This is a genomic window from Pseudomonas sp. TE21435 (genome assembly GCF_056279265.1).
In genome coordinates, this window is the sequence record NZ_JBWBQZ010000001.1 from 497,407 (window position 1) to 521,415 (window position 24,009).

The 24,009-nt window shown below is 62.1% G+C and carries 27 protein-coding genes, 2 tRNA genes and 2 pseudogenes; 13 read left to right on the forward strand and 18 right to left on the reverse strand.

Going from position 1 to position 24,009, the window contains the following annotated elements; translation table 11 throughout:
• Nucleotides 1-85: 85 nt before the first annotated feature.
• On the forward strand, nucleotides 86-655 hold the full coding sequence (locus ACZ9C1_RS02260) for an SPOR domain-containing protein (RefSeq protein WP_476253494.1): 570 nt from the start codon (nucleotides 86-88) through the stop codon (nucleotides 653-655).
• A gap of 40 nt (nucleotides 656-695) precedes the next feature.
• Here ACZ9C1_RS02260 and ACZ9C1_RS02265 read toward each other — a convergent pair whose 3' ends face one another.
• Nucleotides 696-1,736, reverse strand: coding sequence for a PAS domain-containing protein (locus ACZ9C1_RS02265; protein WP_277503410.1), 1,041 nt, complete (start codon nucleotides 1,734-1,736; stop codon nucleotides 696-698).
• Nucleotides 1,737-1,871: 135 nt separating this feature from the next.
• Between ACZ9C1_RS02265 and ACZ9C1_RS02270 the strand changes: the two genes are divergently transcribed.
• Complete coding sequence (locus ACZ9C1_RS02270) at nucleotides 1,872-2,693, forward strand: class I SAM-dependent methyltransferase (protein ID WP_457377870.1); 822 nt, start codon at nucleotides 1,872-1,874, stop codon at nucleotides 2,691-2,693.
• 125 nt (nucleotides 2,694-2,818) lie between these two features.
• Here the strand turns inward: ACZ9C1_RS02270 and ACZ9C1_RS02275 are convergent, their stop codons facing one another.
• The 4 genes from ACZ9C1_RS02275 to ACZ9C1_RS02290 form a co-directional block, all read right to left on the reverse strand.
• Complete coding sequence (locus ACZ9C1_RS02275) at nucleotides 2,819-3,586, reverse strand: SDR family oxidoreductase (protein ID WP_046856224.1); 768 nt, start codon at nucleotides 3,584-3,586, stop codon at nucleotides 2,819-2,821.
• Between the two features lie 26 nt (nucleotides 3,587-3,612).
• A complete protein-coding gene (locus ACZ9C1_RS02280; protein ID WP_457377869.1) occupies nucleotides 3,613-4,680 on the reverse strand; it encodes a phosphotransferase family protein in 1,068 nt (355 codons plus the stop codon).
• A 197-nt stretch (nucleotides 4,681-4,877) separates the two neighbouring features.
• The gene (locus tag ACZ9C1_RS02285; RefSeq protein WP_023630010.1) at nucleotides 4,878-5,195 is read right to left on the reverse strand and encodes an SCP2 sterol-binding domain-containing protein; all 318 of its coding nucleotides are present in this window, start codon (nucleotides 5,193-5,195) and stop codon (nucleotides 4,878-4,880) included.
• Between the two features lie 54 nt (nucleotides 5,196-5,249).
• A complete protein-coding gene (locus tag ACZ9C1_RS02290) occupies nucleotides 5,250-5,963 on the reverse strand; it encodes a histidine phosphatase family protein (protein ID WP_277503413.1) in 714 nt (237 codons plus the stop codon).
• Nucleotides 5,964-6,162: 199 nt separating this feature from the next.
• Here ACZ9C1_RS02290 and sohB point away from each other — a divergent pair, with 199 nt between their 5' ends.
• Complete coding sequence (gene sohB / locus ACZ9C1_RS02295) at nucleotides 6,163-7,179, forward strand: protease SohB (RefSeq protein WP_102683324.1); 1,017 nt, start codon at nucleotides 6,163-6,165, stop codon at nucleotides 7,177-7,179.
• A 144-nt stretch (nucleotides 7,180-7,323) separates the two neighbouring features.
• Nucleotides 7,324-7,397, forward strand: a tRNA-Cys gene (locus tag ACZ9C1_RS02300).
• 99 nt (nucleotides 7,398-7,496) lie between these two features.
• On the opposite strand, the pseudogene ACZ9C1_RS02305 reads toward ACZ9C1_RS02300, so the two are convergent.
• A pseudogene (locus ACZ9C1_RS02305) lies at nucleotides 7,497-7,754 on the reverse strand (integrase); the annotation flags it as partial.
• 130 nt (nucleotides 7,755-7,884) lie between these two features.
• Between ACZ9C1_RS02305 and ACZ9C1_RS02310 the strand changes: the two are divergent.
• Nucleotides 7,885-9,117 (forward strand): IS256 family transposase, encoded by a 1,233-nt coding sequence (locus tag ACZ9C1_RS02310; RefSeq protein WP_476254551.1) that lies wholly within the window; start codon nucleotides 7,885-7,887, stop codon nucleotides 9,115-9,117.
• An 879-nt stretch (nucleotides 9,118-9,996) separates the two neighbouring features.
• Nucleotides 9,997-10,353: a VOC family protein gene (locus ACZ9C1_RS02315; RefSeq protein WP_476253495.1), complete on the forward strand. Its 357-nt coding sequence runs from the start codon at nucleotides 9,997-9,999 to the stop codon at nucleotides 10,351-10,353.
• Nucleotides 10,354-10,947: 594 nt separating this feature from the next.
• On the opposite strand, the pseudogene ACZ9C1_RS02320 reads toward ACZ9C1_RS02315, so the two are convergent.
• A pseudogene (locus tag ACZ9C1_RS02320) lies at nucleotides 10,948-11,046 on the reverse strand (DUF6434 domain-containing protein); the annotation flags it as partial.
• A gap of 91 nt (nucleotides 11,047-11,137) precedes the next feature.
• On the reverse strand, nucleotides 11,138-12,031 hold the full coding sequence (locus ACZ9C1_RS02325; RefSeq protein ID WP_476253496.1) for a LysR family transcriptional regulator: 894 nt from the start codon (nucleotides 12,029-12,031) through the stop codon (nucleotides 11,138-11,140).
• A gap of 111 nt (nucleotides 12,032-12,142) precedes the next feature.
• On the opposite strand from ACZ9C1_RS02325, the gene ACZ9C1_RS02330 reads away from it, so the two are divergent.
• Together ACZ9C1_RS02330 and ACZ9C1_RS02335 are read left to right on the forward strand one after the other, a co-directional pair.
• Nucleotides 12,143-12,793, forward strand: coding sequence for a DsbA family protein (locus ACZ9C1_RS02330; RefSeq protein WP_476253497.1), 651 nt, complete (start codon nucleotides 12,143-12,145; stop codon nucleotides 12,791-12,793).
• Nucleotides 12,790-13,182, forward strand: coding sequence for a nuclear transport factor 2 family protein (locus ACZ9C1_RS02335; protein WP_476253498.1), 393 nt, complete (start codon nucleotides 12,790-12,792; stop codon nucleotides 13,180-13,182). The genes ACZ9C1_RS02330 and ACZ9C1_RS02335 overlap by 4 nt, the downstream gene beginning before the upstream one ends.
• 66 nt (nucleotides 13,183-13,248) lie before the next feature.
• On the opposite strand, the gene ACZ9C1_RS02340 is transcribed toward ACZ9C1_RS02335, so the two are convergent.
• From ACZ9C1_RS02340 to ACZ9C1_RS02355, 4 genes are all read right to left on the reverse strand, one after another.
• Nucleotides 13,249-14,058 (reverse strand): DUF4377 domain-containing protein, encoded by an 810-nt coding sequence (locus ACZ9C1_RS02340; RefSeq protein ID WP_476253499.1) that lies wholly within the window; start codon nucleotides 14,056-14,058, stop codon nucleotides 13,249-13,251.
• Nucleotides 14,059-14,320: 262 nt separating this feature from the next.
• Nucleotides 14,321-14,986, reverse strand: a complete 666-nt coding sequence (locus tag ACZ9C1_RS02345; protein WP_476253500.1) for an SOS response-associated peptidase — start codon at nucleotides 14,984-14,986, stop codon at nucleotides 14,321-14,323.
• Between the two features lie 284 nt (nucleotides 14,987-15,270).
• Complete coding sequence (locus ACZ9C1_RS02350; protein WP_476253501.1) at nucleotides 15,271-15,699, reverse strand: hypothetical protein; 429 nt, start codon at nucleotides 15,697-15,699, stop codon at nucleotides 15,271-15,273.
• Nucleotides 15,700-15,840: 141 nt separating this feature from the next.
• On the reverse strand, nucleotides 15,841-16,515 hold the full coding sequence (locus ACZ9C1_RS02355; RefSeq protein WP_198755381.1) for a polysaccharide lyase family 7 protein: 675 nt from the start codon (nucleotides 16,513-16,515) through the stop codon (nucleotides 15,841-15,843).
• Nucleotides 16,516-16,756: 241 nt separating this feature from the next.
• On the opposite strand from ACZ9C1_RS02355, the gene ACZ9C1_RS02360 reads away from it, so the two are divergent.
• A complete protein-coding gene (locus tag ACZ9C1_RS02360; RefSeq protein ID WP_277503417.1) occupies nucleotides 16,757-16,945 on the forward strand; it encodes a hypothetical protein in 189 nt (62 codons plus the stop codon).
• A gap of 15 nt (nucleotides 16,946-16,960) precedes the next feature.
• On the opposite strand, the gene ACZ9C1_RS02365 is transcribed toward ACZ9C1_RS02360, so the two are convergent.
• From ACZ9C1_RS02365 to ACZ9C1_RS02375, 3 genes are all read right to left on the reverse strand, one after another.
• Nucleotides 16,961-17,374: a DoxX family protein gene (locus tag ACZ9C1_RS02365; RefSeq protein ID WP_102683315.1), complete on the reverse strand. Its 414-nt coding sequence runs from the start codon at nucleotides 17,372-17,374 to the stop codon at nucleotides 16,961-16,963.
• A gap of 105 nt (nucleotides 17,375-17,479) precedes the next feature.
• Nucleotides 17,480-17,564: transfer RNA gene (locus ACZ9C1_RS02370), tRNA-Leu, on the reverse strand.
• A gap of 93 nt (nucleotides 17,565-17,657) precedes the next feature.
• Complete coding sequence (locus tag ACZ9C1_RS02375) at nucleotides 17,658-17,870, reverse strand: hypothetical protein (RefSeq protein ID WP_277503418.1); 213 nt, start codon at nucleotides 17,868-17,870, stop codon at nucleotides 17,658-17,660.
• A 101-nt stretch (nucleotides 17,871-17,971) separates the two neighbouring features.
• Here ACZ9C1_RS02375 and ACZ9C1_RS02380 point away from each other — a divergent pair, with 101 nt between their 5' ends.
• From ACZ9C1_RS02380 to ACZ9C1_RS02395, 4 genes are all read left to right on the forward strand, one after another.
• Complete coding sequence (locus tag ACZ9C1_RS02380) at nucleotides 17,972-18,256, forward strand: hypothetical protein (RefSeq protein WP_173862438.1); 285 nt, start codon at nucleotides 17,972-17,974, stop codon at nucleotides 18,254-18,256.
• Nucleotides 18,257-18,336: 80 nt separating this feature from the next.
• Nucleotides 18,337-19,497, forward strand: a complete 1,161-nt coding sequence (locus ACZ9C1_RS02385) for a two-component system sensor histidine kinase NtrB (RefSeq protein ID WP_277503419.1) — start codon at nucleotides 18,337-18,339, stop codon at nucleotides 19,495-19,497.
• Nucleotides 19,498-19,503: 6 nt separating this feature from the next.
• A complete protein-coding gene (locus tag ACZ9C1_RS02390; protein WP_476253502.1) occupies nucleotides 19,504-20,949 on the forward strand; it encodes an ATPase domain-containing protein in 1,446 nt (481 codons plus the stop codon).
• Nucleotides 20,950-20,953: 4 nt separating this feature from the next.
• A complete protein-coding gene (locus tag ACZ9C1_RS02395) occupies nucleotides 20,954-21,313 on the forward strand; it encodes a response regulator (RefSeq protein WP_102683311.1) in 360 nt (119 codons plus the stop codon).
• A gap of 77 nt (nucleotides 21,314-21,390) precedes the next feature.
• Here ACZ9C1_RS02395 and csrA read toward each other — a convergent pair whose 3' ends face one another.
• The 3 genes from csrA to modC form a co-directional block, all read right to left on the reverse strand.
• Nucleotides 21,391-21,585 carry a carbon storage regulator CsrA gene (gene csrA / locus ACZ9C1_RS02400; protein WP_023628788.1) on the reverse strand — a complete coding sequence of 65 codons (195 nt, stop codon included), beginning with the start codon at nucleotides 21,583-21,585 and terminating at the stop codon, nucleotides 21,391-21,393.
• A gap of 251 nt (nucleotides 21,586-21,836) precedes the next feature.
• Nucleotides 21,837-22,859 (reverse strand): DNA topoisomerase IB, encoded by a 1,023-nt coding sequence (locus tag ACZ9C1_RS02405; RefSeq protein ID WP_102683310.1) that lies wholly within the window; start codon nucleotides 22,857-22,859, stop codon nucleotides 21,837-21,839.
• Between the two features lie 58 nt (nucleotides 22,860-22,917).
• A complete protein-coding gene (gene modC / locus ACZ9C1_RS02410; protein ID WP_277503421.1) occupies nucleotides 22,918-24,009 on the reverse strand; it encodes a molybdenum ABC transporter ATP-binding protein in 1,092 nt (363 codons plus the stop codon).

Consider the following 24,009-nt stretch of genomic DNA (forward strand, 5'->3'; position numbering starts at 1 on the left):
ACAGACAAAGCCTGCGACAGAAGTGCCATGAGGGGATGTTCCGGGCCATGCTAGAATCCGCCCCTTCGAATCTGGAGGTACAGGCGTGCGCAAACTGGCGGTGGTAATGGCGGTGTTGGCCCTGGCGGGCTGTAACAACGAGGTCGAAGGCGTGCACAAGCAGGTGGCCGAACACCTGCACAACCCCAAGACGGCCAAGTTCGCCAACGTGCGCTTCGACACCCAGGGTTCCATCTGTGGCCAGGTGCGCGGCAAGGATGACGCCGGTCAGTACGAGCCTTATCGCAGCTACGTGGCGATCAAGCACGACGGTCAGTACGAGATCCTCATCGACGAGACCGGCAACAACCTGCGTATCCGTGAAGTCTGCGGTGGCGCCGACCTGCAGCGCAGCGCCGAGGCGCTGGCCGACCAGCCGGCACCGGAAGGCTGGGACGTGGAGGTGATCCAGGGGCCGAACATGGGCGCCCTGACCGACATGACCGCACGCCTGATCGAAAAGGGCATCCCGTCCTGGGTCGAATACCGCGACGGCAAGCCGGTGGTGCTGATGGGGCCGTTCCCGGCCAAGGTCGAGGCCGATGCGCGCAAGGCCGAAGTGATGGCCAAGCTGGGCACCGACTCGATCGTCATCCAGCACGGCGTCCAGCGCTGACGTTTACCCGTACCTGCCAGGCTTGGACGCTGGGCAGGTATCAGATTGAACGCGGGCTTGCCCCGCGTTCGGTGCCGATGTCCTCGAACACGCTGATCAGATGCTCCGGCTGCCCGTCGGCGCGGCGCTCCAGCGAGGTACGTGCCCGCACCCAGAGGTAGTGCCCGTCCTTGTGGCGCACACGCTTCTGCACTTCGTATCGCTCGATCTCGCCGGCCAGCATGCGCCGCAGCAGTGCCAGGTTGTCCGGCAGATCGTCGGGATGGGTGAGCTGCTGGAACGTCGTGCCGTACAGCTCGTCCTCACGGTAACCCAGCAGTTCGCAGAGGCTGCCGTTGACCCGCTGCCAGCTGCCATCCGGGTCGATGTAGGCCAGCGCGCCCCAGGCCAGTTCGAAGATGGTGCGAAAGCGCGCCTCGCTCTGGCGCAATTCCTCTTCGGCCACCTTGCGCTCGGTGTTGTCCATGCTGATGCCGACCATCTTTACCGGGCGCCCGGCACTGTCGCTCAGCACCGTGGCGCGCGAGGCGATCCAGCGTTGGTCGCCGTCGGGGCGGGTGATGCGAAAGTCGCATTCGCAACCGGTGCCGTCAGCCACGGCCTGGGCATACATGTCCTGCATGTGGCTGGCGTCCTCGGGATGGATGTGCTCCCAGAAGTCCTCATTGCGCCGTAGTGGCCAGCCATATACCGCCTCGACGTTGGGCGAGTAGGTCACTTCGTCGGTGACCAGGTTCCATTCCCAGGTGACGATGCGCGCACCTTCCTGGGCCAGCTTCATGCGCGTCTCGCTCTCCATTATCTCGGCAGTATAGCGGCGGCGCACGTCGGTCATCGGCAGCTCGACCACCTCGGCCTGCTGCATGCTGTGCAGGGCCTCTTCGCCATAGCGCAGCCAGATCCAGTTGACCTTGAGCAGGTCGGCCAGCTTGCGCAGATTGGCGTAGTCGATCTCGCCGCCGCGGGTCCACTTGTGCACCGCCGTGCGCGAGATCCCCAAGGCCGTGCCCACCGCCTGCAGGGTCAGCTTGTGGTGTTCGAGCAGTTCCTTGAGGCGAAAGGCGAAGCTGTTTTCCGTCATGGGTGCTGGATCCTTGGGCGTGGGCGAGGCAGCCAGTATACCTGAGCCGTCAACTTGAGGTTGACAGCTCGGTTGCCGCGCCCGGCGGCGCCGGTTAACGTGGCGCCTGACTTGTAAAGGACAGGGATGCACCGCATGAGCCGATCATTGGAACTCAACCGCGCCAGTTGGAATGAACGGGCGCCGCTGCACGCCGCTTCAAAGGACTACGAGGTCGAACGCTTTGTTGCCGAAGCCGGCCACCTGTCCGAAGTGGTGCGTTTCGACCTGCCACGCCTGGGCGATATCCATGGCCTGCGCACGGTGCACCTGCAATGCCATATCGGTACCGACACCTTGTCGCTGGCGCGCCTGGGTGCGGATATCTGTGGCCTGGACTTCTCCGCCGCCTCGCTGGCCCAGGCGCGTGACCTGGCCGAACGTTGCGGCGCTGGCATTGCCTATGTCGAGGCGGACGTCTACCAGGCTGCTCAGGTACTACCGGCCGCTGGTTTCGATCTGGTCTACACCGGTATCGGCGCGTTGTGCTGGCTGCCGAGCATCGAGCGCTGGGCGCAGGCGGTGGCGGCATTGCTCAAGCCGGGCGGACGCCTGTTCCTGCGCGATGGCCACCCGATGCTGATGGCGGTCAACGAAGACCATGAGGACCGTTTGCAACTGGAGTATCCGTACTTCGAGTGCGAGGCACCGACCGTGTGGATCAGCGACCAGACCTACGTCGATACCGACCAGGCCCTGACGCAGATCGAAACCCATGAATGGAACCATGGCCTTGGCGAGGTGATCACCGCGCTGTTGCGCAATGGCCTGCGCATCACCGCCCTGGAGGAGCACCAGAGCATTCCCTGGGAGGCCTTGCCTGGGCAGATGGCGTTGGGTGATGACGGCGAGTGGCGCCTGGTCGAGGCACCCTGGCGGCTGCCGCTGAGCTATACGTTGCAGGCGGTCAAAGGGTAGGTCAAGGGCTTGGCATGTACGCGAGCCGTGGGAGCGGGCTTGCCCCGCGACAGGTTCGCGATTGCAATCGCGGGTCAAGCCCGCTCCCACGAAATCCGCGCCATTTCAGCCAGGGACCTGTGTACTCAGGACAGGAATCCGCCATCTACATTGAGCGCGGTGCCGGTGGTATAGCTGGAGGCGTCGCTGGCCAGGTACAGCACCGCCCCGGCCATTTCGCTCGGGTCGGCCACGCGCTTGAGCGGGATCTGCTGCAACGCGGCATTGCGGATGCTGTCGTTCTTCACCAGCGCCGAGGCGAACTTGGTGTCGGTCAGGCCGGGCAGCAGGGCGTTGCAGCGGATACCGAACTGCGCGCACTCCTTGGCAAACACCTTGGTCATGTTGATCACGGCCGCCTTGGTCACCGAATAGATGCCCTGGAACAGCCCCGGTGAAACTCCGTTGATCGAGGCCACATTGATGATGCTGCCACCGCCGTGCTCGCGCATCAGCTTGCCGGCTTCCACCGACATGAAGAAGTAACCGCGGATATTGACGTCGACGGTCTTCTGAAATGCGCCCAGGTCGGTGTCCAGCACGTTGCAGAACTGCGGGTTGGTGGCGGCGTTATTGACCAGGATGTCGAGGCGCCCGAACTGCTCGCGGATGCCGGCGAACACCTGCTGGATTTGCTCCATCTCGCCGATATGGCAGGCCACCGCGGTGGCCTTGCCGCCGGCGGCGACGATCGCCTCGGCGACCTGCTGGCAGCCGTCGAGTTTGCGGCTGGAGACGATCACATGGGCGCCCTGCTGGGCTAGCAGGTGGGCAATGGCTTCACCGATGCCACGGCTGGCACCGGAAACGAAGGCGATCTTGCCGTCGAGGTCGAACAGGTGGGTCTTGGACATTCGGGTATTCCTTGTTGTATGCCGGGTTACAGGCTGGATTTGCCGATCAGTTGCAGGCTCATGTGCTCCAGCAGCTTGTTCATGTGGATGAACTGGGCGAAGCGTTTGTCCTGGGTCTGGCCGTGGAAGAAGCGGTAGTAGATCTGCTGGACAATGCCGGCCAGGCGGAACAGGCCATAGCAGTAATAGAAGTCGAAATTGTCGATGCGAATGCCGGCGCGCTCGGCGTAGTAGTCGACAAACTGCTTGCGGGTCAGCATGCCCGGCGCATTGCTCGGCTGGCGACGCATCAGCTGTACTGGCGCAGGGTCGCCGGCCTCGATCCAGTAGGCCAGGCTGTTGCCCAGGTCCATCAGCGGATCGCCGATGGTGGCCATTTCCCAGTCCAGCACGCCGATGATGCGCATCGGGTTGGTGCTGTCGAGGATGACATTGTCGAAGCGGTAGTCGTTATGCACGATGCCTGGGCGCGGGTGGTCGGCGGGCATCTTCTCGCGCAGCCAGGCGATCACTTGCTCCCAGCGAGGTGCGTCGGGGGTCAGGGCTTTTTCATAGCGGCTGGCCCAGCCTTCGATCTGGCGCTGCACATAACCTTCAGGTTTGCCCAGGTCGGCCAGGCCGCACGCCTGGTAGTCCACCTGGTGCAGCTCGACCAGGCGATCGATGAAGCTTTTGCACAGCGCTTCGGTGCGACCGGCGTCCAGGTCGAGTTCGGCAGGGATGTCCGAGCGCAGGATGATGCCGTTGACCCGCTCCATCACGTAGAACTCGCCGCCGATCAGGGCTTCATCGGTGCAGTGCACGAAGGCCTTGGGGCAATAGGGGAAACCGGCGTTGAGCTGGTTGAGGATACGGAACTCGCGGCCCATGTCGTGGGCCGACTTGGCTTTGTGGCCGAACGGTGGGCGGCGCAGGACGAATTCCTTGCCCGGGTAGGCCACCAGGTAGGTCAGGTTCGAGGCGCCACCGGGAAACTGGCTGATGGTCGGGCTGCCCTGCAGGCCAGGTATATGACCCTTGAGGTACGGATCGATGACGGCCGCGTCGAGTTCTTCGCCGGGGCGTACCTGGGTGGACTGGTCGGTGAGCGTCATGCGATTTCCTTATGATCGATAGCAAGGACTATTGGCTAATCTAATTTCCTGTCGAAGCTGGTACAAGCGTGCCAGACGCTTATTGGCCTGGGTGTTGCCGGCCGATCAATGGCCCTGATGGACCGGCTTTGCGCGGGCGAAAAAAAACCGAAGCGCATCAGGCTTCGGTCTTTTTCATTCGCGATCTACCGCGCCAATCAGGCCGGGAACAGCTCGCTGAGCTTCATCGACAGCATCATGTCGCCTTCGACGCGCAGCTTGCCGCCCATGAAGGCCTGCATGCCGTCGGTGTCACCGCTGACGATGCCCTTGAGGGTTTCGCTGTCCATTACCAGGGTGCAGTTGGCGTCGGCGTTCTCGCCTTCCTGGATCTCGCAGGTACCGTCCTTGACCAGCAGGGCGTAGTGCTTGTCTTCGTCGGTGATGTTGAAGCCGAACACCAGGTCCAGGCCGGCGGCAGCTGCAGGGTTGAATTTTGCCTTCATCGCCTCGACGGCTTTAGCTACATCGCTCATGGTGTATTCCTTGTTAAGTGATATTCGCGTCCGCAAGGACACAACAGACCGGGCTCATCGGTAGGTGACGAGCTCCGGCAACCGCAACAGCCGCACATGGGCTTGGCTGTTGAAGGAAGCCAGGGTGACGTCGCGGCCCCGGAATTTCAGGTGGCTTAGCGACGTGTTGATGATCTGCCAGTTCAGGGTAAATGCCTGAGCCGGCGTGATTCCGCTCACCAGGTGGAGCAGGGCGGCAATGGTGCCGCCGGAAGTGAACAGGGCAATGTTGTCTCCGCTGGCGGCGCTGTCTAGCAGGCGCCCCAGGCCATCGCCGACCCGGCCGCTGAAAGACTGCCAGGTTTCCAGGCGATCGTCGTGGTCGTGGTCGCCGTCGTGCCAGCGCTGCACCATCAGGGCGAACAGGCGCTGGAACTCGCTGCGGTGCTGGGCACCGTTGCGCAGTACATGCAGGGCTTCAGGCTCTTCAGGCAGCAGGCGCGGGAGCAGGGCGCGGATCACGCCATCGGCGTCGAACTCGTTGAAGGCCGCATCGGTCTCAATGGCCGGCACCGGGTTGCCCTGGGCATGCAGCGCGTCCAGGGCCAGGCGGGCGGTGTCCTGCTGGCGACGCAAGGTACCGGCCACACAGCGGTCCAGGCGCAGGCCCAGTTGGGCGAGGTGTTCACCCAGCGCCTGGCTCTGACGTTCGCCCACGGGCGACAGCACGTCGTAGTCGGCGGCACCAAAGGAGGCTTGGCCATGTCGGATCAGGTAGAGATTGCCCACGTTGAAGTCCGGCCCGGTTGGAGGTTGCTGCGAGGTTAGGTTGCCCCAGGCGGGCTGTCAACGAAAAAACATACAAGCGTTTGAAAAGGTCGTTTGAACTGTGTTGCCAGCATTTTCACCCGCTGGCAGCGGCTCTGGCGCCCCGGTATGCTTGCATCCAGTTCGCGCCCTTGCGGCGCTGGTTTATCAAGGAGTCAATGTGGAGTTTCTTGCCGAATACGCAAGCTTTCTCGCCAAAACCGCCACCCTGGTGATCGCCATCCTGGTGGTGCTGTCGGCCATCGCCGGCCTGCGTGGCAAAGGGCGGCGCAAGCCGGGCGGGCAACTGCAGGTCACCCGCCTCAACGAGTTCTACAAGGAACTGCGCGAGCGCCTGGAGTCGGGCCTGCTCGACAAGGCCCAGCTCAAGGCCGTGCGCAAGCAGCAGGCCAAGGCGGAAAAACAGCAGAAGAAAAAGCCTGAGGACAAGCGCCGGGTGTTCGTCCTTGATTTCGACGGCGACATCAAGGCCTCGGCCACCGAGAGCCTGCGCAACGAGATCACCGCGCTGCTGACCCTGGCCACCCCGCGTGACGAGGTGGTGCTGCGCCTGGAGAGCGGCGGTGGCCTGGTGCACAGCTATGGCCTGGCGGCCTCGCAGCTGGCGCGCATCCGCGAGGCCGGCATCCCGCTGACCATCTGCATCGACAAGGTCGCCGCCAGCGGCGGCTACATGATGGCCTGTATCGGCGAGAAGATCGTCAGCGCACCGTTTGCCGTGCTCGGTTCGATTGGCGTGGTGGCGCAGATGCCCAACCTCAATCGCCTGTTGAAGAAGCATGACATCGATTTCGAAGTGCTCACCGCCGGCGAATACAAGCGCACCCTGACCGTGTTCGGCGAGAACACCGAGAAGGGTCGGGAGAAGTTTCAGGAAGACCTGGACATCACCCACCAGCTGTTCAAGGATTTCGTCGCCCGCTACCGCCCGCAGCTTCATATAGACGAAGTGGCGACCGGCGAGGTCTGGCTCGGCATCGCTGCGCTCAATCGCCAACTGGTCGACGAACTGGGCACCAGCGACGAGTACCTGAGCCGCAGCGCACGCGAGGCCAACGTGTTCCATCTGCGTTTCGCCGAGCGCAAGAGCCTGCAGGAGCGCATCGGCATGGCCGCCAGCGGGGCGGTGGAGAATACCCTGGTAGGCTTGTGGAGCAAGCTCGGGCGTCTGCGCTAACACCTTGAACCCCTTGAAGATTTTTTTCTTCAAGGGGGTTGCAAGGTGCATCGAATGCCGACATAATGGCGTCCATCGAAACGCAGCTGGCTTGAAAAAGCCCAGCGGTTTCAAGGAGATAGCGAAAGCTGACTCCGACTTTGAGGCCGAGTAGCAAAGTGGTTATGCTCCGGATTGCAAATCCGTCTACGCCGGTTCGATTCCGACCTCGGCCTCCACCATTCGAAACCCCGCAGATCTAGGTCTGCGGGGTTTTTCTTTGTGCGCAGGAAACTACCGAAGTCCCAAAACAAATTACGCGCAGTCCCAAAACTTGATCACTTGGAAGGCTTGGCGATGGCGCCGACGCGCCGGTAAACGCGCTCTGTAATTCCCTCTTTCGAGTGGCCCAGCAGCACGCTGGCATCACTCAGATCATTGATCTCCGACGCCGCCTTCGGTCGGATGTCCCTGAACTGGAAGTGCGCTATCCGGTTGGCCAGGTCGGTTTTTTTCTCCAGTTCAGCCTTCTTTCTGGCTGCCTCTCTGGCTTCGGCCTATCGGTTGCAAAGCATCCCCCAGCTCATGCGCTTCCCGTGCTGATCGTGTCCCGGGAAGTGGTGTAACTGAACCAGCCGAAGGCGCCCTGCGGGCGAAAGAGGATGGTCATCGTGGTTCTTGGCTAACGTTGAGTTTGCGGACTTAACCTTCACCAGAGAAACCACGATGACCAAGCCCACTATCGCATTGACCGAGTTGGTTGAGAAAGGGGCAGATGCTGATCTGCTCAAGCAAATGATCCAGTTCGTTGCCCAGCGCATGATGGCGTTCGATGTCGAAGGCCTGTGCGGTGCCGGCTTCGATGTCAAAAGCCCAGACCGGACAAACAGCCGCAATGGCTACCGTGACCGTCTGTGGCAAACCCGTGCCGGCGACGTCGACCTGAAGATCCCCAAGTTGCGCCAAGGCAGCTACTTTCCGGGCTTCCTCGAACCTCGACGCACCGCCGAGAAGGCCATGGCGGCGGTCATTCAGGAGGCCTACATTCAAGGCGTTTCAACGCGTTCAGTAGATGAGCTGGTGAAGGCCATGGGCATGACCGGCATTTCCAAAAGCCAGGTGTCACGGCTGGCAGGCGAGATTGATGAACGCGTTCACGCGTTCCTTGATCGCCCGCTTGAAGGTGACTGGCCCTATCTCTGGATTGATGCCACCTACGTCAAGGTGCGGGAGGCCGGGCGGATCGTCTCGGTCGCCGTAATAATTGCCGTGGCCGTAAACACTGACGGTGGTCGCGAAGTGCTGGGCATGCGGGTCGGCCCGTCTGAGGCCGAGCCGTTCTGGACAGACTTCCTGCGCAGCCTCATGCGACGTGGCTTGCGGGGCGTGAAGCTGGTCATCTCTGACGCCCACGAAGGCCTGAAAGCAGCTGTGTCCAAGGTCTTCAATGCGACCTGGCAGCGCTGCCGTGTGCACTTCATGCGCAACGCCATGGCCCATGTCGGCAAGGGCCAGCGCACTATGGTAGCGGCGCTGCTGCGCACGGTCTTCGCCCAGGACAGCCGTGCCGAATGCCATCAGCAATGGCGCTTGGTCGCTGATCAACTGCGCGAAAAATACCCCAAGATCGCGACACTCATGGACGGCTGCGAGGATGACAAGATCGCGACACTCATGGACGGCTGCGAGGATGAAGTGCTGGCTCACATGGCGTTTCCAAAAGCCCACCGACAGCAGTTACACAGCACCAACCCGCTTGAACGGCTCAACGCTGAAATCAAACGCCGCACCGATGTCGTGGGGATTTTTCCCAACGATCCGGCCATCACACGGCTGGTAGGCGCGATGCTGCTGGAGCAGAACGACGAGTGGTGCCTGCAAAGACGCTACATGCAGTTGGAGGCCTTCGAAGCGGTCAGCGATAATCCACAGGCCAAGCTGTCGGCCGTGATCAACTAAACGGCAAACTCAGTGGCCAGAGCCATGATGAGTTACACCACTTCCTGGGACACAATCCCCGTGCTCCTTGGCTGATTGGAATCTGGAGGCTACTACTGCCCCGCCATCATTGGTTACTGGCTTTCCGTCCAGGGTGGACAGCTGTGAGTAATTGATGTTTTCGCTTGCAACCATCGGTCTGATATAAAACTTCTCTTGTCGTTGTCGGAGCACACTCGATGTAGCTCAGAAACTTCTGAGCATTGAGAGGTGCGTATGACCAGAGATAGGGATAACGGACAGGGTGGCAAGTCAGCCGGTAATGGTAGCTGGCCAGCCGGTCGAGACGAGGATGCCAAGAGGGCCCGCCCAGAGGATCGCGACGATTACATCGAAAACCGGCCCTTTCGAGGCGGGCAGAGACAAGGTCCGCCGGACCCATCGCGGGCATCCAACGCCGAGCGCTATAGCCATCACGAGCGCCCACTGGAATAATTGCCAAGTCTAAAGGCTCACTGATTCAAGGCGAGCACTACTGGCTAGAAGCCCAGCCCCCGAGCTGGGCTTTTTGCATCTGGGCTCACCCCAGGCCCCGGCGCTTCCACGCATCGTACTCCCATAGCGCGCTGGTGTGGAAAGCCGCATAAGGCGCATGCTCCGTAGCTCTTCGACCTGGGCAATGGCCTCGGCCCGATCCCTGGTGCGGATCGCATCCACAGCCTCCGTCCAGTGCTCCAGCGCCTCGGCAAATCTCCGCTTCTCATCGTCGGGCATCTTCGCACCCTTCATGTGAGTGGTTGGGGAGGGTAAGGGTAGAACAAATGGACGTGGGCGGGTGGCGCTTGTCGGCGGACCTATGACTGGCTGTGATAGATTCCGACCTCCAACAGGGAGGTGCCAATGAGCAGCAGAGGAACAGATCGTCAGATCGACAACATCGAGTTCAACGTTAGCGATATCAGCCGCAGCAAGGCTTTCTACGGCGCTGTGTTCGGTTGGACCTTCGTCGATTACGGCCCCACATACACCGAGTTCAGCGACAGCCGGCTTGCTGGCGGCTTCACCACGGATGAGCCTGTCAGGCCCGGTGGCCCGCTGGTCATCTTGTATTCGGACGACCTCGTGGACGCCCAGGTCAGAGTGTTGGCTGCGGGAGGGAAAATCAGCCGAGAGGTATTTTCGTTCCCAGGCGGGAAGCGATTCCACTTCACTGATCCTGATGGGTATGAGTTGGCTGTCTGGACCGAAACGGACTGAACCAGTTAAGCCCAGTGATACTTGCTGGGCATACTCCGGCTTGCGTCGGCGGCTGCCTGGCTGTGGTAGATTGTGGTCCTACACGCACGATGTCGTGCCTATCAGTCTGGCGGCAGATCTTGGCTGGGATGGTTGCTGAAAACCCTTCTGAACGAGTCTCATCACCATATGCAGATGGCATGTAGAACATCAGGTTGATGCCTATCAGCGCTTTGGCTGGTAGCGGTGAGAGCCAGTCTTCAAACGTGTTCCTGGTGCTGATCAGGGCCGGCTCGAAATTCTTCTTGAGAAGGTCGGTGGAGGCTTCTAGTAGCGCGCCTCCGACTGCAGTGGATAAGGCCAGAAGGCTGCTGACCAGATACTTCTTGAGTGAGGGCATTGTTCGCGTCCTTGCGAGTTGAGATTGACGAGCCCGCGAAAAATCGTGGGTTAAAGAATGAGCGGCGCTTGGCCCGGCTTGGGGTTAATCACGACTTAGCGAATGGCACTGGGGGCCTTGGCCGGAATCGTCCTGGCGGGATGCGGGGCTAGCGATATCAATCGGGCGCGTAAGGCTGCCGCCTATCACTTGAAGGATCCGGAGTCCGCACAGTTTTCACCGACCAAGAACCGCCGGACCTTCTGCGTGTTCCGGTAGTGCCTGTCCAGCTGGGTGGCGCGGGTGATCGGTCCAGCGTGCCAGTCGAAGCTCATCTTCATTCCCTTGGATGGCTGTGATCCCAGGAGCGTAGTATTGTCGGCGGCTGCGCGGACGCGCCCTGACCTGATGGTCTGCGCCGTCTAATTAAGCCAGGCGGCTTGCCAGAAGCTCGACAAACGCCCGTACTTTGACCGGTCGAAAGCGAGCCGTTGGAAAGACTGCATGGATCTCGCCTCGGGGTAGCGACCATTGCGGCAGCACCTGGATCAGCCGGCCTGCTTGCAGGTCAGGCTCAGCCACATAGTCCGGAAGGACCGATAGCCCGGCCCCGAGTAGCGTGGCTTCGCGCACTGCCAAGGTGGCGTTCAGCGACAGGCTGGCTTTCATCTCCACTGTTTCGCGCTGCGAGGCACCCTTGGCAAATAGCCAACGGGTCGGTTCTCGCAGCGCCAGATTCGCCACGATCGGCAACTCGGCCAGATCCGCCGGGGCCTGCAGTTTGTCCACTCGCGCTTGCCACTGAGGGCCGGCCACCAATCGTTGCGCAAACTCGCCGATTCGCCGGGCTTGCAGATGTTGCTCGGTTATCCAGCCAACGCGAATGGAAAGGTCCAGATCGTTGGCGCCCAGATCCAGGGTCTGGTCGCTGAAGTGTGCTTCGACCTTGCACTGCGGATATCGCTGCGAGAATGCGGTGATGGCCGGCACCACGACACCGATGCCGTAATCGAAAGGGGCGGTCAGGCGTAGGGTGCCTGTCGGCTCGCTGGCGGCTTCGGACAATTCCTCGAAAGCCTCTTCAGCCTCTTTGAGGATCAATGCACAGCGGTGATAGAACTGTTGGCCCGCCTCGGTGGTGCGGACTTTCCGCGTGCTGCGAACCAGCAGTGCGGTGCGACAGTCGCTTTCCAGTCGCGCCACCTGCTGGCTGACCACGGCCTTGGTGATGCCGAGGCGCTCGGCAGCGGCGGTAAAGGAGCCGGTTTCGACCACCGCGGTGAAGTACGCAAGCCTGTTCAGGTTGGAAGCGCCGGTCATTGGTATGTCCTTAATGTATGCTAATAACATACAGTGTGTTTATTTTGTATGCGTTTAAATGTCAATTCGCGCGCTATAAGATTCGAGGCATTCCATTCAAGGCGTTTCACTATGAACAACACCCTGGTTTACCTCTACGATCCACTGTGCGGCTGGTGCTACGGTGCAGGGGGACCGCTGCCTCAGGTTCTCGAATCCACGGGCCTTGCGTTGCGCCTGATACCGACGGGGCTGTTTTCCGGCAGCGGTGCTCGCGCCATGGATGATGACTTTGCGGCCTACGCCTGGAGCAACGACCAGCGTATCGAGCGCCTGACCGGGCAGGTCTTCAGTGAACGCTATCGTGACCAGGTACTCGCCGACCGTCTTCAGGGGTTCGATAGTGGTCCGTCTACCCTGGCGCTCAGCGCAGTGAACCTGACTTCGCCAGAGCACGAGTTCGAAGCGCTCAAGGCGATTCAGGCGGCGCGCTATGTCGATGGCCTGGACGTGACTCGACTGGAGACGTTGAGAGCAGTGCTGGTGGACCTGGGGCTGGATGCCGCCGCGCAGCGGCTGACGCGTCCGGATTCGGCCTTGCTGCAGGCCAACGATGATCGTGTGGGGCAGGGGCGTGCCTTGTTGCGTCGCGTGGGCGGTCAAGGCGTGCCGACATTCGTTCTGCAACAAGCGGACGACGCCATGCAGTTGTTACCTGCCAGCGCTATCTTTTCAGATCCGCAGGCTTTCATTCGCGAGCTGAACGTGGGGGTAAAACCATGAGCAGGAGCAACCTGGACATCATCCGAGCCTCGTACGAAGGCTCAGCCGAACAGAATGGCCGGAATCTGCTGGCGGCGCTGGCTGCGGACGTGATCTGGACCGAGGCGGCCGGCTTCCCTTATGCCGGTACCTATGTCGGCCCCCAGGCGATCATGGAGGGTGTTTTCCATCGCCTGGCCACCGAATGGGATGGCTACCAGGCCAAGGTGCATACCTATGTGGCCGAGCACGACCGGGTTGCCGCCTTTGGCGTCTACTCGGGCACCTATCGCAAGACCGGGAAAGCGATGACTGCTACCTTTGCCCATCTGTACCGGCTGAACAACGGCAAGATCGTCAGCATGGAGCAGTACGTCGACAGTGCGCAGGTCAACGCGGCGCTTACCTGAGCCGTTTCACGGTCGGCGTCGGTTCCAGGCGCAGGCCGCTGCAGGGCGGCCTGCGCCGACTGGCAATTACTTGCCCGAAGCATCCTGCTCGACCACCAGGTCCAGCACATAGACTTGCGACGGGGCGTCGGCTGGCGGGTTCTTCCATTCGTACTGCTTTACCCGCACCACGGTACGCACGCCGTCATGGTGCTCGTAGCCCTCGATGGACTGGTACAGCGGGTGCCAGTTGTCCTGGGTCGGCAGTTGCAGACCAGCGTCGTCATAACGGCGCTCGCGCACTTGCAGGCACTGGTAGTTGGGGATCAGCGGATGGCTGCACTTGACTGTGTTGGCGGCAACTTCCAGGAACTTGGTCTCACCCTTGCTGCCGTAGCGGGTTTCTGGAGTGGCTTCGCCCTGAAACTTCAGCACCGAACCGTCCTGGGTGGTCAATTGCAGCATGGGTGCGTGGGTTTCGCCGCTGAAGGCCGCGCGCAGATCACCTTTCAACAGGCGTCCGATCTCGGCATCCAGGTCCATCAGGCGCTTGTCGCAGGCCATCATGGTCGAAGCCAGTTGCTGCACCTGCAGGACACCGTTCTGGAAGCTGTAGCCACCGAACTGGTTGTTGCAGCCACCGCTGATGTTCAGGCGCTGGTCACCGAAATTCAGGCGCAACTTGCGCTCGATGCCTGTCGTCAGGGCGGCGATGGGCTTGCCGGCTGCATCGGTGGCCGATGCCAGGTTCCAGTAGTAGGCCGAGAGCTCAGGCTGGGCTGCGGCAGACGCGGTGGTGGCCGGCATGGAAGGCGATCCTTCATGGGAGGTGGAAGCCGGGGTGCAGGCCTGAAGCAGGGCGGCACAGACGGCGACGAGGAGAATATTCTGTTTCATGGTTCGCTCTTTCAGCCTTGAAAAATAAGGGCGGCATCCTCGCAGGTGGGGTGCGCGCGCCGGTAAGCCGGTTTTGTCGAGGATGTATCGGGTTGTCCGGCGACAACTCGAGGTGACCTCTGCAGCTACCGATGGCAATCGGACAGCATTGATCCCGTTCGGTTTCATGGAATGGGTGATGGGTAAGTGTTACGAAATTTTGCACACTACGCTGGCGGTTTTCGAGCGGATGTCTTGCTCCCCGAGCCCGCGGGTAAGTCGTTCATGGTAGCGGCTGGATGAGCTTGGCGCCCTGGTTGCGTGCATTACCCACTGCCATGCCGACCCGATACCACTCGAAGCGCTCGGCCGGCTCGCCCAGGCCTAGGGCCATCTGCTCGGCAGCTTCGCTGGGCAGGTCGGGCGCCATCCAAGCCACGGCCAGCTGCGCTGACAGCACCACTGGCCTGCGGTCGTGGACATCGACCAGGCCGCCTTGAGCGTCGGCGGTGATGATGACGAAGCCGTCGCGTTCATTGTCGGAAAATTGGCCGATGGCCGCGCAGAGGGCAGGGTGGCCATCGCGGCGGCGGATGAAATACGGCTGTTTCTTCGCCGCGCCCTCATCGACCCATTCGAACCAGCCATCCACGGGCACGACGGCGCGGTGGGGCCAGATCGAGCGAAAGTAGGGCCCATGGGCGACCTTCTCGGCCCTGGCATTGATCGGCGTGACAGGGTCCGTGGCCCAATGTGGGCGCCAGCCCCATTTCACCAGATCGGCCCTGCTGCCGGCAGCCTCCCGGCGCAGTACAGCCACGGGCGTGCCGGGGGCGACGTTGTAGCGCAGCAACGCCCGGTCACCCACGGCGTTACGCCAGGCATCCGGCATGCTGAGCGTTTTGACGAATTCATGGATTCCACGGTACTGGCTGAGCCTTCCGCACATCGTAAGCCTCTCCTGCGTACGCAGGTGAAGCATAGATCGCGCGAGGTCTTGTGCTGCAGGCAAAGAAAGGCCCGCTGGGGAGGGCGGGCCAAGTGTTTCACGGATGAGTCGTCAACTTGCCACAGCAGACGTGAAAATGTTGTCAACGACCGAGGCTTGCGCAGGAAGGAGAGCCCAGAAAAAAGAAAACCCGCCAGATCGGCGGGTTGAACAGAACGTATCGAAGCCAGGCCAGTCTGCCTTGTAGAATGTCAGAATTTCGTGAATGTCATTCTGGCAGGCGCTCAGTAACCGTTACTGAATTTTTCATTGACCATGCGGCGTTTGACCGCGTAGTGCTTTTGATCGATGGCATTCAACAGTAACTGGCTGTCGAGTTCCTCCATCTCGTTTCTTTTCAGGCGTGCGACATGCGCCCGGGTAACCTGATAATTGATCGACTCTGCTGCGTTGTAGCCACTGAATGGGTCCCATAGAACAGACACTGGCCAGAGCAACAGGTTGACCGTACCAGGAACATACGCTCGTCCGTAGAACGATCCACCACCCGGTAACAGCCCTAATAGCATTGCGGCTGTGGGGCTCTTTTCTTCGGCTGCCAGGTTGTTGGCACGGTAATGGTCGAGTTCGGCCTGCTGAATGGAGTTCAGGCCGGAGGCGCAGCCGCTGGTCAGTATGAGGAGTGCGGCAATGAGTAGGGGGCGGTAATGCATTGTGTATCCTTTCTTGCGAGGCAGTTACTCGCGCAAGGTAGGACGCGAGGTGATCACATGCTGCGCTGATGCTGGCCATATTGCTGTCATCCTATTTGCTCAAAGACGTCCGAAATGGCGATTTCAGTGCAGCCGTGCCCCTCAGCCATGCAGGAGTTCCAGTTGGCTGATCACGCATGTCGAGCCATCCGAGGCCGGAGTGGTCGAGCTGAAATCCAACTGGTTGTAAACCCCGCCGTGGAAGTTGAACGTATGGCCATTCCAGCTTGACGTCATGTTCAGCATTGCGCTGCTGCCGGTGCGGCCGGCGCAAACGGCCGACACCGTGGCGGCGCCCGCCGCAGTGACCTCGATGGTAATGTCGAAAGGCGCGCCCAGCGGCACCTCGGCCAGGATGGTGCTACTGGTCGGTATCCCCTGGTTGAAGTCCTGGCGAAAACCAAGGGTGACCTTCCCTTTGTTCCAGAACACCTTGATGACCGGGCTGTCGTCATCTTTCACATGCATCTGCGCGATCACCACCTTCTGTGCCGAGTTGACCCGCTCCAGCACCATGCGTTGGTGATTGACATGCCGGCCGGCGCTGGCCAGCGTCCAGTAGACCGCTTCCTTCCACTCACAGCGGGTGCGGTGGGTGCTCTTGCTCGCCGCCCCTTTGGTTGGGGCGGTCATGCGCACGGCACCATCGTCCAGGCGGCTGACAACCTGGGGCAGGGTGGCGAGGGCCTGGGCGCCGGTCAATTCCAGCGCCACTGGGTTGCTGGACGACTTTGCCACTGGGGTGGTGATGATCAGGTTGTCGATGTTCACGGTCATGGTGGATACCTCCTTGATGATAAAGATCCTGCACCGCATGCGAGCCTTGAAAGGGCGCTCGGTTCATCGGGCAAGGGAGGTCCAGGCAAAAAAAGCCCGCCAGGGCGGCGGGCAAAGAGCGTTTTTGAAGGGAGAGCCTGCACTGTGCGCCTGGTCGGTTAAGCCGGGGTTAAGCGCCATGAGGATTGACCCTGTGCGTCGATGCGCCTATATAGGCCTGCCGTTGTTACCGGAGCCTGTGATGCACGAAGAAGACGATCTGCACGAACCTGAGCACGACCATCTGCTCGACCCTGAATTCCACGAGGGCTACGACCCCGAGGCGGATGCATACGGGGCCCTTGACGAAGTCGAGGAGGACGAAGAGTCGCTCGACGACTTCGATGACGAAGAGGACCACCCGGCCTGGCACGACGACTGCGACGACTGATGTCGACGCGGCTGCTCAGCGGCGGTCGAGGGAGAACCGCCCGGCACCGCTGACGGCCAGCAGCAGCAAGCCGCCAATGATGCTGAGGTTCTTCAGGAACTGGGTCATGTTGGCGCTGCGCTCGGGTTCGACCATGTTCCAGAACGGATGCCCGATCAGCGCGGTACCCAGCACAAACAGGGCGAACAGCAAGGCCAGGGGGCGGGTGTAGAACCCCAGGATCAACAGGATGCCGACCAGCAGTTCCATGATCACGGCGATGGCCGCAGCCAGCATCGGGGCGGGGGCGCCCAGGGAGGTCATGTAGCCGACCGTGCCTTCGAACCCGGTCAGCTTGCTCCAGCCGGAGAGCACGAACAGGATCATCAACAGGATGCGGGCGAGCAGCAGAATGAAGTCGCGTTGACCATCGAGCAGGCTATAGCGCATGGCGGCGCTCCAGTGAACAGGGACAGGTTCCACTCTAGCAGCTGCGCGGCGGATTTCCGGCGGGTACGAAAAAGGCGCCGCAAGGGCGCCTTCATCGACAGAAGATGGTGCGAGTGGCGGGACTCGAACCCGCAAGGCTCACGCCGACAGATTTTAAGTCTGCTGTGTATACCAATTCCACCACACTCGCACGATTGGCTGGCGCGCCGCAGGGCAGCCTGGACCAGACAATCAGGCGCGCTTTATAACCTATCGTTATAGATGCGTCAACCTGCCTAGGCGTTCAGGGGGCGATGGCACGCGCGATATCGCGCATCTCGCGGGCACTATGGCGCAGGTCATCAACGTGCCCGCCCATGGTGTGCGCATCTGCCTGATGAATCGAATGACGCAGGTAACGGACATGGCCGTCCAGCGCCTGGCTCAGTTCATCGAGTTCGCTGGCGCTGCGCATCAGGTCGTCCTGCAGCCCTTGCAAGCGAAGGTTGGAGGTCATGATGGTTCCTGTGGGATCCGGGGCGCGGGCACTATAGTTCAATTGACAGGATGCCGCCATTGCGCCACTGTCGCGCATTGGATCCAACCAGGCCTGTCGCCATGTCATCGCTTCCCCCTGGCCCGGACGCAACGCGGCGTGTTCGCCCAAAGTTGTTCTGGCGCCTGCTGTTCCTTCTGGTCTGCCTGCTGGCGGCGTTTCTTTACGCAGGCTTCATCAGCCTGGGTGGTTACCTGCTGATGCTCGGCTTCGACCAGGAGGCTGCGCAGCCCAGGCGCTTGCTCGCCTTCGCAGGCGCCGCGCTGATCCTGCTGGTGGGGGTATGGCTGCTCAAGGTGGCGATGCCGCGCAGGCTGGTGCCGACCGTGGTGGAGCGCGAGCGCTGACGATCGTCGCATAAGGTGCAGTGCATGCTGGACTTTTGACTACGCTCAATATGTCCTTTCGCGGTGCTTGTGGAGCTCACATGGTTTCGACAGACCGCCCCACCCATTCGGTGATGCCCGAGGCACGCTACGAGCAGTTGGTCCAGGCGGTGGTGGACTACGCCATCTATATGCTCGACCCAACCGGCCATGTGGTGTCCTGGAACGCTGGCGCGCAGCGGATCAAGGGCTACGTTGCCGACGAGGTGATCGGCCGGCATTTCTCGCTGTTCTTCAACGCCCAGGATTGTGCCGACGGCCGCCCGCAACGCTTGCTGCGCCAGGCACTGGAAGAAGGCAAGGCGCAGGACGAAGGCTGGCGCGTGCGCAAGGACGGCACGCAGTTCTGGGCGCTCGCCGCGCTGGATGTGATTCGCGACGCGCAAGGCGAGGTCATCGGCCTGGCCAAGGTCACCCGCGACATCACCGATCGTCGCGAGTCGGCCCAGCAGCTCGATGCCATGCGTGCGCAATTGTTCCAAGCGCAAAAGCTCGAGGCCCTGGGGCAACTCACCGGAGGCCTGGCCCATGACTTCAACAACCTGCTGACCATCATCCTCAGCTCAGCCCGGCTGGCCAGCAGCAGCCAGGATCCGGCACGTGTGAGGCGCTTGCTCGAGCATATCCTCGATGCTGGCCAGCGCGGCACCCAGCTGACCCAGCAACTTTTGAGCTTTGCCCGGCATCGGCAACTGAGCATCACGCGCATCGTGCCTGCCGAGGCGATCGATATCATTTGCGGGCTGGCGGAGCACGCATTGCCCCGGGAAATCGAATTGCTGCCCCAGGTACAGCCTGACTTGCCGCTGATCGAGGTGGACGCCGGGCAGTTGCAGATGGTCTTGCTGAACCTGGTGTTCAATGCCCGCGATGCCATTGTCGCCACCGGGCAGATCCGTCTGGTGGTCGAATGCGTGCAGTTGTCCGGCGAAGTGGATGGGCTGTGCGGGCACTTCGTGCGCTTCGATGTACGTGATGACGGCCAGGGCATTGACCCGCAGGTGCTGCCACGGATCTTCGAGCCGTTCTTCACCACCAAGGCCTTCGGCAAGGGCACTGGCCTTGGCCTGAGTCAGGCCTATGGTTTCGCCCGGCAGAGCAATGGTGCGATCGAGGTGTCCAGCCGGCTTGGCGAGGGCACCTGCATGAGCCTGTACCTACCAGCCCGGACGGGCCCCGATTCGCTTTCGACCGACGGATAGACAGCCATGGTAGAGCAACTAAAGCGACTGGCCACGGGCATCGCGGGGCTCGATGCGCTGCTCAAAGGGGGGGTGGTGGTTGGCGCCTCCTATATCGTTCAAGGGCATCCCGGTTCGGGCAAGACCATCCTGGCCAACCAGCTGGCGTGCAACCATGTGCGTGAAGGTGGTCGGGTACTGGTGGCGACGTTGCTCAGCGAGTCCCATGAACGGCTGTTCCAGTACCTGTCGACCCTGAGCTTCTTCGACCCGGCGCTGGTGGGCGACACCATTCAGTTCGTCAGCGCATTCGACACCCTGGAGCAGGAGGGCCTGGATGCGGTGGTCAGGCTGTTGCGACAGGAAATTGCCCGGCAGCAGGCCACCTTGCTGATCGTCGACGGGCTGCTCAACGCCCGCTCCAGGGCGGAAACCAGCCTCGACACCAAGAAATTCGTTTCCGAGCTGCAGGGGCATGCGGCATTCGCCGGCTGCACACTGTTGTTGCTGACCAGTGCGCGATTGGATGAAGGCAGCCCCGAGCACACCATGGTTGATGGCGTGATCGAGCTCGGCGAACACCTGGTCGGCAGCACGGCGGTGCGCCATGTCCAGTTGCGCAAGACGCGTGGCAGTGGCGCGTTGTCCGGGCGCCACGAATACCTGATCACGGAGGCCGGGTTGCAGGTCTACCCGCGCCTGGAGTCGCTGTACAGTCGCCCCAGCCAGGCAGGAGCGCAAACCCTGAGCAGGGTCGCCACGGGTGTTGCCGACCTCGATGCCATGCTCGGTGGCGGGTTGGCCGAGGCGTCGGTGACCCTGCTGATGGGGCCATCGGGCGTAGGCAAGACAGCGCTGGGCATCGCGTTCCTGGCCGCTTCGACCCAGGCTGCTCCGGGTCTGCATTTCGGTTTCTACGAGACGCCTGCGCGGTTGCGGTTGAAGGCCTGTGCGCTGGGCTTCGACCTGCAGGCACTTGAGCGTGAAGGTAGCGTGCAACTGAGCTGGCAATCGACCAGCGAAGGCTTGCTGGATCAACTTGGCGCCCAGCTGTTGGCACAGGTCGAGGCGCTCGCTGCCAGGCGCGTGGTAATCGACAGCCTTGGAGCCTTCGGCCGCCTGGCGCTGGAGCCTGCCCGCCTGAATGCCTTCTTCCGCGCACTGACGGGTGAGCTGCGCGCCCGTGGCGTGACGGTGCTGCTGACCTGGGAGATGCGTGACATCTTCGGCGCGGAGATCACCGCGCCGGCCCCCGACCTGTCGAGCATCGTCGACAACCTGATACTGATGCGCTTCGCCGAGCTCGACGCGCAACTGCACCGCGCACTGTCGGTGATCAAGGTGCGTGACAGCGACCACGACCCTGCTTTGCAGGCGCTGAATCTGGGGCCTCATGGCATCAGCCTGGCGCGGGCGTTCGACGGTGCCAGTGGCGTGCTCAGTGGCTCGGCGACACCGCCTGGAGATCGTTGATGGGATGAACAGCATCCTGATCGTCGACGACGAGTACCTGATTGCCGATATCCTCGGTTTTGCCCTGGAGGACGAAGGCTACCTGGTTGAAAAGGCGAGCAACGGGCGCAAGGCCCTGGAGGCTTTGAAGGAAAAGCGCGTGGACCTGGTGATCACCGACTACATGATGCCGGTGCTCAATGGCGAAGAACTGCTGCAAGCCATACGTGAAGAGCTGCAACTGGCGGACCTGCCGGTCATTCTCATGAGTGGCGCCCAGGCCAGCCAGGGTCGGGCCTGCCCCGGGAGGTTCGCGGCGGTGTTCGACAAGCCATTCGACATGGACCGGATGATCGCCACGGTGCGCGAATTGCTGGGCACCTGAGGTTCAGGAGAGGCTCCCCGCATGGGCGGGCAATCGATCAGGCGCATCCGTGCGGCATGATGCAGTTGGCTTGCGGGTTACTCGTCGTTGCTTTTTTCGGGCGCCGGGCTGCCCGCCTGGATCCGCTTGTAGATCTCTTCACGGTGCACCTGGACATCTTTCGGTGCATCGATACCGATCCTCACTTGCATCCCCTTGACGCCCAGAATGGTGACTTTGATGTCATCGTCGATGACGATGCTTTCGCCAACCTTGCGGGTGAGTATCAGCATGTAGTTCTCCTTGGTGATGTAGAAAACCGCCGAGCCAGGTGCTCTGCGGTGGGAGCCTGTCCCTCTTCCTTCTCATTAAAGACGCTTTCGGCGGATAGTAATTCCCCGACAGACAAATTCTGTTGTCGATCTTTAGTTGCAGGTGCCGGCAGGGCTGCGAGGCCACTCCACGGCAAGGTGCTCGGTGGCAAGGATAGGGTGCTTGGCGCCATATGGGAAATTTCTCTACTCGATGAAGTAAATAGTGTCCGTCAATGATCGTCTTGGCGCTCCAACATCTGCAGGAAACGTAGCAGTGCCACTTCCTCGGTTTCCAATCCCTTGCGCGGACGGACACGGGGCAATGCCGAAAGACGGCCGAGGTGGAAGTGCTCAAGGACGGCTGGATGGATGTAGCAGCGTCGGCACACAGCCGGAGTGTTGCCCAGGCGCGTCGCCACCTGGCGGACGATGGCGGCGACCTGCCGGCGCGCCTCGCTGTCGGGCTCCCAGGCCTGTGGCCTGAGCAGGCTCAGGGCCAGGCTGCTGCCGGCCCAGGTGCGGTAGTCCTTGGCGGTGAAGTCGGCGCCGGTCAGCTGCTGGAGGAACTGGTTGACCTCGGTCGAGCCGATGCCATGGCGCTGTCCTTGTTCGTCCAGGTACTGGAACAAAGCCTGGCCGGGCAGTTCCATGCAGCGCTTGACCAGGCCGGCCAGGCGTCGGTCGGTCAGGGTGACGTTGTGTTCGACACCGCGTTTGCCGCGGAACTGGAAGCGGATACGGCTGCCCTTGACCTGCACATGGCGGGTGTCGAGGGTGGTCAGCCCGTAGGAGCGGTTGTCGCGCAGGTACTGACGGTTGCCGATGCGGATCAGCGTGGTGTCGAGCAGGCTGATCACCAGCGCCATGACCTTCTCCCGGCCCAGTCCGGGGGAAGCCAGGTGCGTGTCCAGTTGCTTGCGCAGCTTCGGCAGCACCTCGGCGAAGGCCAGCATGCGCGCGTACTTGTGCTGGTCGCGCAGCTCGCGCCATTGCGTATGGTAGCGGTACTGCTTGCGCCCCCGGGCGTCGCGCCCGGTGGCCTGCAAGTGCCCTTGCGGGTCGGCGCAGATCCACACGTCGGTGTAGGCCGGCGGGATCACCAGGGCGGCGATGCGTGCCAGGGTCTCTTTATCGCGTACCCGCTGGTTGCCGGCGTCGAAATAGTGGAAGCGGTCGCGCCAGCGCCGGCGGGTCAGGCCGGGCTGGCTGTCATCGACATAATGCAGGGCGGCAGGCAACGGGCAGTCGGGCATCGGCGCAGTCCATCGAGGGCACTCATGCTGCAATGGACAGCATCCGCCGCGTCATTGCTCAGCCCAACAGCGCCACCGACTTGATCTGCGCCCACAGCAACTGGCCCGCGCGCACGTCGAGCTGGTCCGCCGAATAGCGCGTGATGCGTGCCAGCAGCGCACTGCCGGCGGCATCCAGGCTGACCAGCACATGGGCCGGGTTGTCCGCCGGGCGGCATTCGCGGACCCGCACCGGCAGGCGGTTGAGAATGCTCGACGCGCCGTCGGCGGCCAATGCCAGGCTGACGTCCCGGGCCTGGACCTTCAGGCGCAGGCTGCTGCCCACCTGCAAGGCGGGGTGGGCGATACGCAGCAATTGCCCCTCCGTGCCGGACAGGCGCAGGTCGAACAGCTCATAATGCGGGTCGTGGCCCACCACCACGCCTTCGAGCACCACCCCGGCATCCTCGCCCTGGGCCAATGACAGGTCGAGGCGGGCCAGGGTCTGGCCGATCGGCCCGCTGGCCACTGCCTTGCCCTGTTCGAGCAACACCAGGTGGTCGGCCAGGCGCGCCACTTCGTCCTGGGCATGGCTGACATAGATCAGCGGGATATCCAGTTCGTCGTGCAGGCGCTCCAGGTACGGGAGGATTTCACGCTTGCGCGCGCTGTCGAGGGCAGCCAGTGGCTCGTCCATCAGCAACAGTCGCGGGCTGCTGAGCAAGGCTCGGGCGATGCCGACGCGTTGTGCCTCGCCGCCGGACAGTGTCGCCGGCTTGCGCGCCAGCAGGTGGCCGATGCCCAGCAGCTGGCAGGCCTGTTCCTGGCTGATCTTGCGGGCCTGCGGTGCGATACGGCGCCAGCCGAACTCAAGGTTGCCTTGCACCGACAGGTGCGGGAACAGGCTGGCCTCCTGGAACACGTAGCCGACCGGGCGCCGGTGCGGGGGGATGAAGTGCCCGCGGGCGCTGTCTTCCCACACCTCGCCATTGATTTCGATGTAGGCGCTGGCGGCCCGTTCCAGGCCGGCCAGGCAGCGCAGGCACGAGGTCTTGCCTGAGCCGGAGTGACCGAACAGGGCGCTGATGCCGCGACCGGGCAGGTCAAGGTCGACGTCCAAGGTGAAATCGTCACGCGCCAGTTTCAGGCGCGCCTGTATCGATGCGCTCAT

Coding starts and splice junctions, on each gene's coding strand:
- ACZ9C1_RS02265 (WP_277503410.1), bottom strand. CDS start 1,736: ATGACGGAAAACAGCTTCGCCTTTCGCCTCAAGGAACTGCTCGAACAC.
- ACZ9C1_RS02270 (WP_457377870.1), top strand. CDS start 1,872: ATGAGCCGATCATTGGAACTCAACCGCGCCAGTTGGAATGAACGGGCG.
- ACZ9C1_RS02275 (WP_046856224.1), bottom strand. CDS start 3,586: ATGTCCAAGACCCACCTGTTCGACCTCGACGGCAAGATCGCCTTCGTT.
- ACZ9C1_RS02280 (WP_457377869.1), bottom strand. CDS start 4,680: ATGACGCTCACCGACCAGTCCACCCAGGTACGCCCCGGCGAAGAACTC.
- ACZ9C1_RS02285 (WP_023630010.1), bottom strand. CDS start 5,195: ATGAGCGATGTAGCTAAAGCCGTCGAGGCGATGAAGGCAAAATTCAAC.
- ACZ9C1_RS02310 (WP_476254551.1), top strand. CDS start 7,885: ATGACCAAGCCCACTATCGCATTGACCGAGTTGGTTGAGAAAGGGGCA.
- ACZ9C1_RS02315 (WP_476253495.1), top strand. CDS start 9,997: ATGAGCAGCAGAGGAACAGATCGTCAGATCGACAACATCGAGTTCAAC.
- ACZ9C1_RS02325 (WP_476253496.1), bottom strand. CDS start 12,031: ATGACCGGCGCTTCCAACCTGAACAGGCTTGCGTACTTCACCGCGGTG.
- ACZ9C1_RS02330 (WP_476253497.1), top strand. CDS start 12,143: ATGAACAACACCCTGGTTTACCTCTACGATCCACTGTGCGGCTGGTGC.
- ACZ9C1_RS02335 (WP_476253498.1), top strand. CDS start 12,790: ATGAGCAGGAGCAACCTGGACATCATCCGAGCCTCGTACGAAGGCTCA.
- ACZ9C1_RS02340 (WP_476253499.1), bottom strand. CDS start 14,058: ATGAAACAGAATATTCTCCTCGTCGCCGTCTGTGCCGCCCTGCTTCAG.
- ACZ9C1_RS02345 (WP_476253500.1), bottom strand. CDS start 14,986: ATGTGCGGAAGGCTCAGCCAGTACCGTGGAATCCATGAATTCGTCAAA.
- ACZ9C1_RS02350 (WP_476253501.1), bottom strand. CDS start 15,699: ATGCATTACCGCCCCCTACTCATTGCCGCACTCCTCATACTGACCAGC.
- ACZ9C1_RS02355 (WP_198755381.1), bottom strand. CDS start 16,515: ATGACCGTGAACATCGACAACCTGATCATCACCACCCCAGTGGCAAAG.
- ACZ9C1_RS02360 (WP_277503417.1), top strand. CDS start 16,757: ATGCACGAAGAAGACGATCTGCACGAACCTGAGCACGACCATCTGCTC.
- ACZ9C1_RS02365 (WP_102683315.1), bottom strand. CDS start 17,374: ATGCGCTATAGCCTGCTCGATGGTCAACGCGACTTCATTCTGCTGCTC.
- ACZ9C1_RS02375 (WP_277503418.1), bottom strand. CDS start 17,870: ATGACCTCCAACCTTCGCTTGCAAGGGCTGCAGGACGACCTGATGCGC.
- ACZ9C1_RS02380 (WP_173862438.1), top strand. CDS start 17,972: ATGTCATCGCTTCCCCCTGGCCCGGACGCAACGCGGCGTGTTCGCCCA.
- ACZ9C1_RS02385 (WP_277503419.1), top strand. CDS start 18,337: ATGGTTTCGACAGACCGCCCCACCCATTCGGTGATGCCCGAGGCACGC.
- ACZ9C1_RS02390 (WP_476253502.1), top strand. CDS start 19,504: ATGGTAGAGCAACTAAAGCGACTGGCCACGGGCATCGCGGGGCTCGAT.
- ACZ9C1_RS02395 (WP_102683311.1), top strand. CDS start 20,954: ATGAACAGCATCCTGATCGTCGACGACGAGTACCTGATTGCCGATATC.
- csrA (WP_023628788.1), bottom strand. CDS start 21,585: ATGCTGATACTCACCCGCAAGGTTGGCGAAAGCATCGTCATCGACGAT.
- ACZ9C1_RS02405 (WP_102683310.1), bottom strand. CDS start 22,859: ATGCCCGACTGCCCGTTGCCTGCCGCCCTGCATTATGTCGATGACAGC.
- modC (WP_277503421.1), bottom strand. CDS start 24,009: ATGAGCGCATCGATACAGGCGCGCCTGAAACTGGCGCGTGACGATTTC.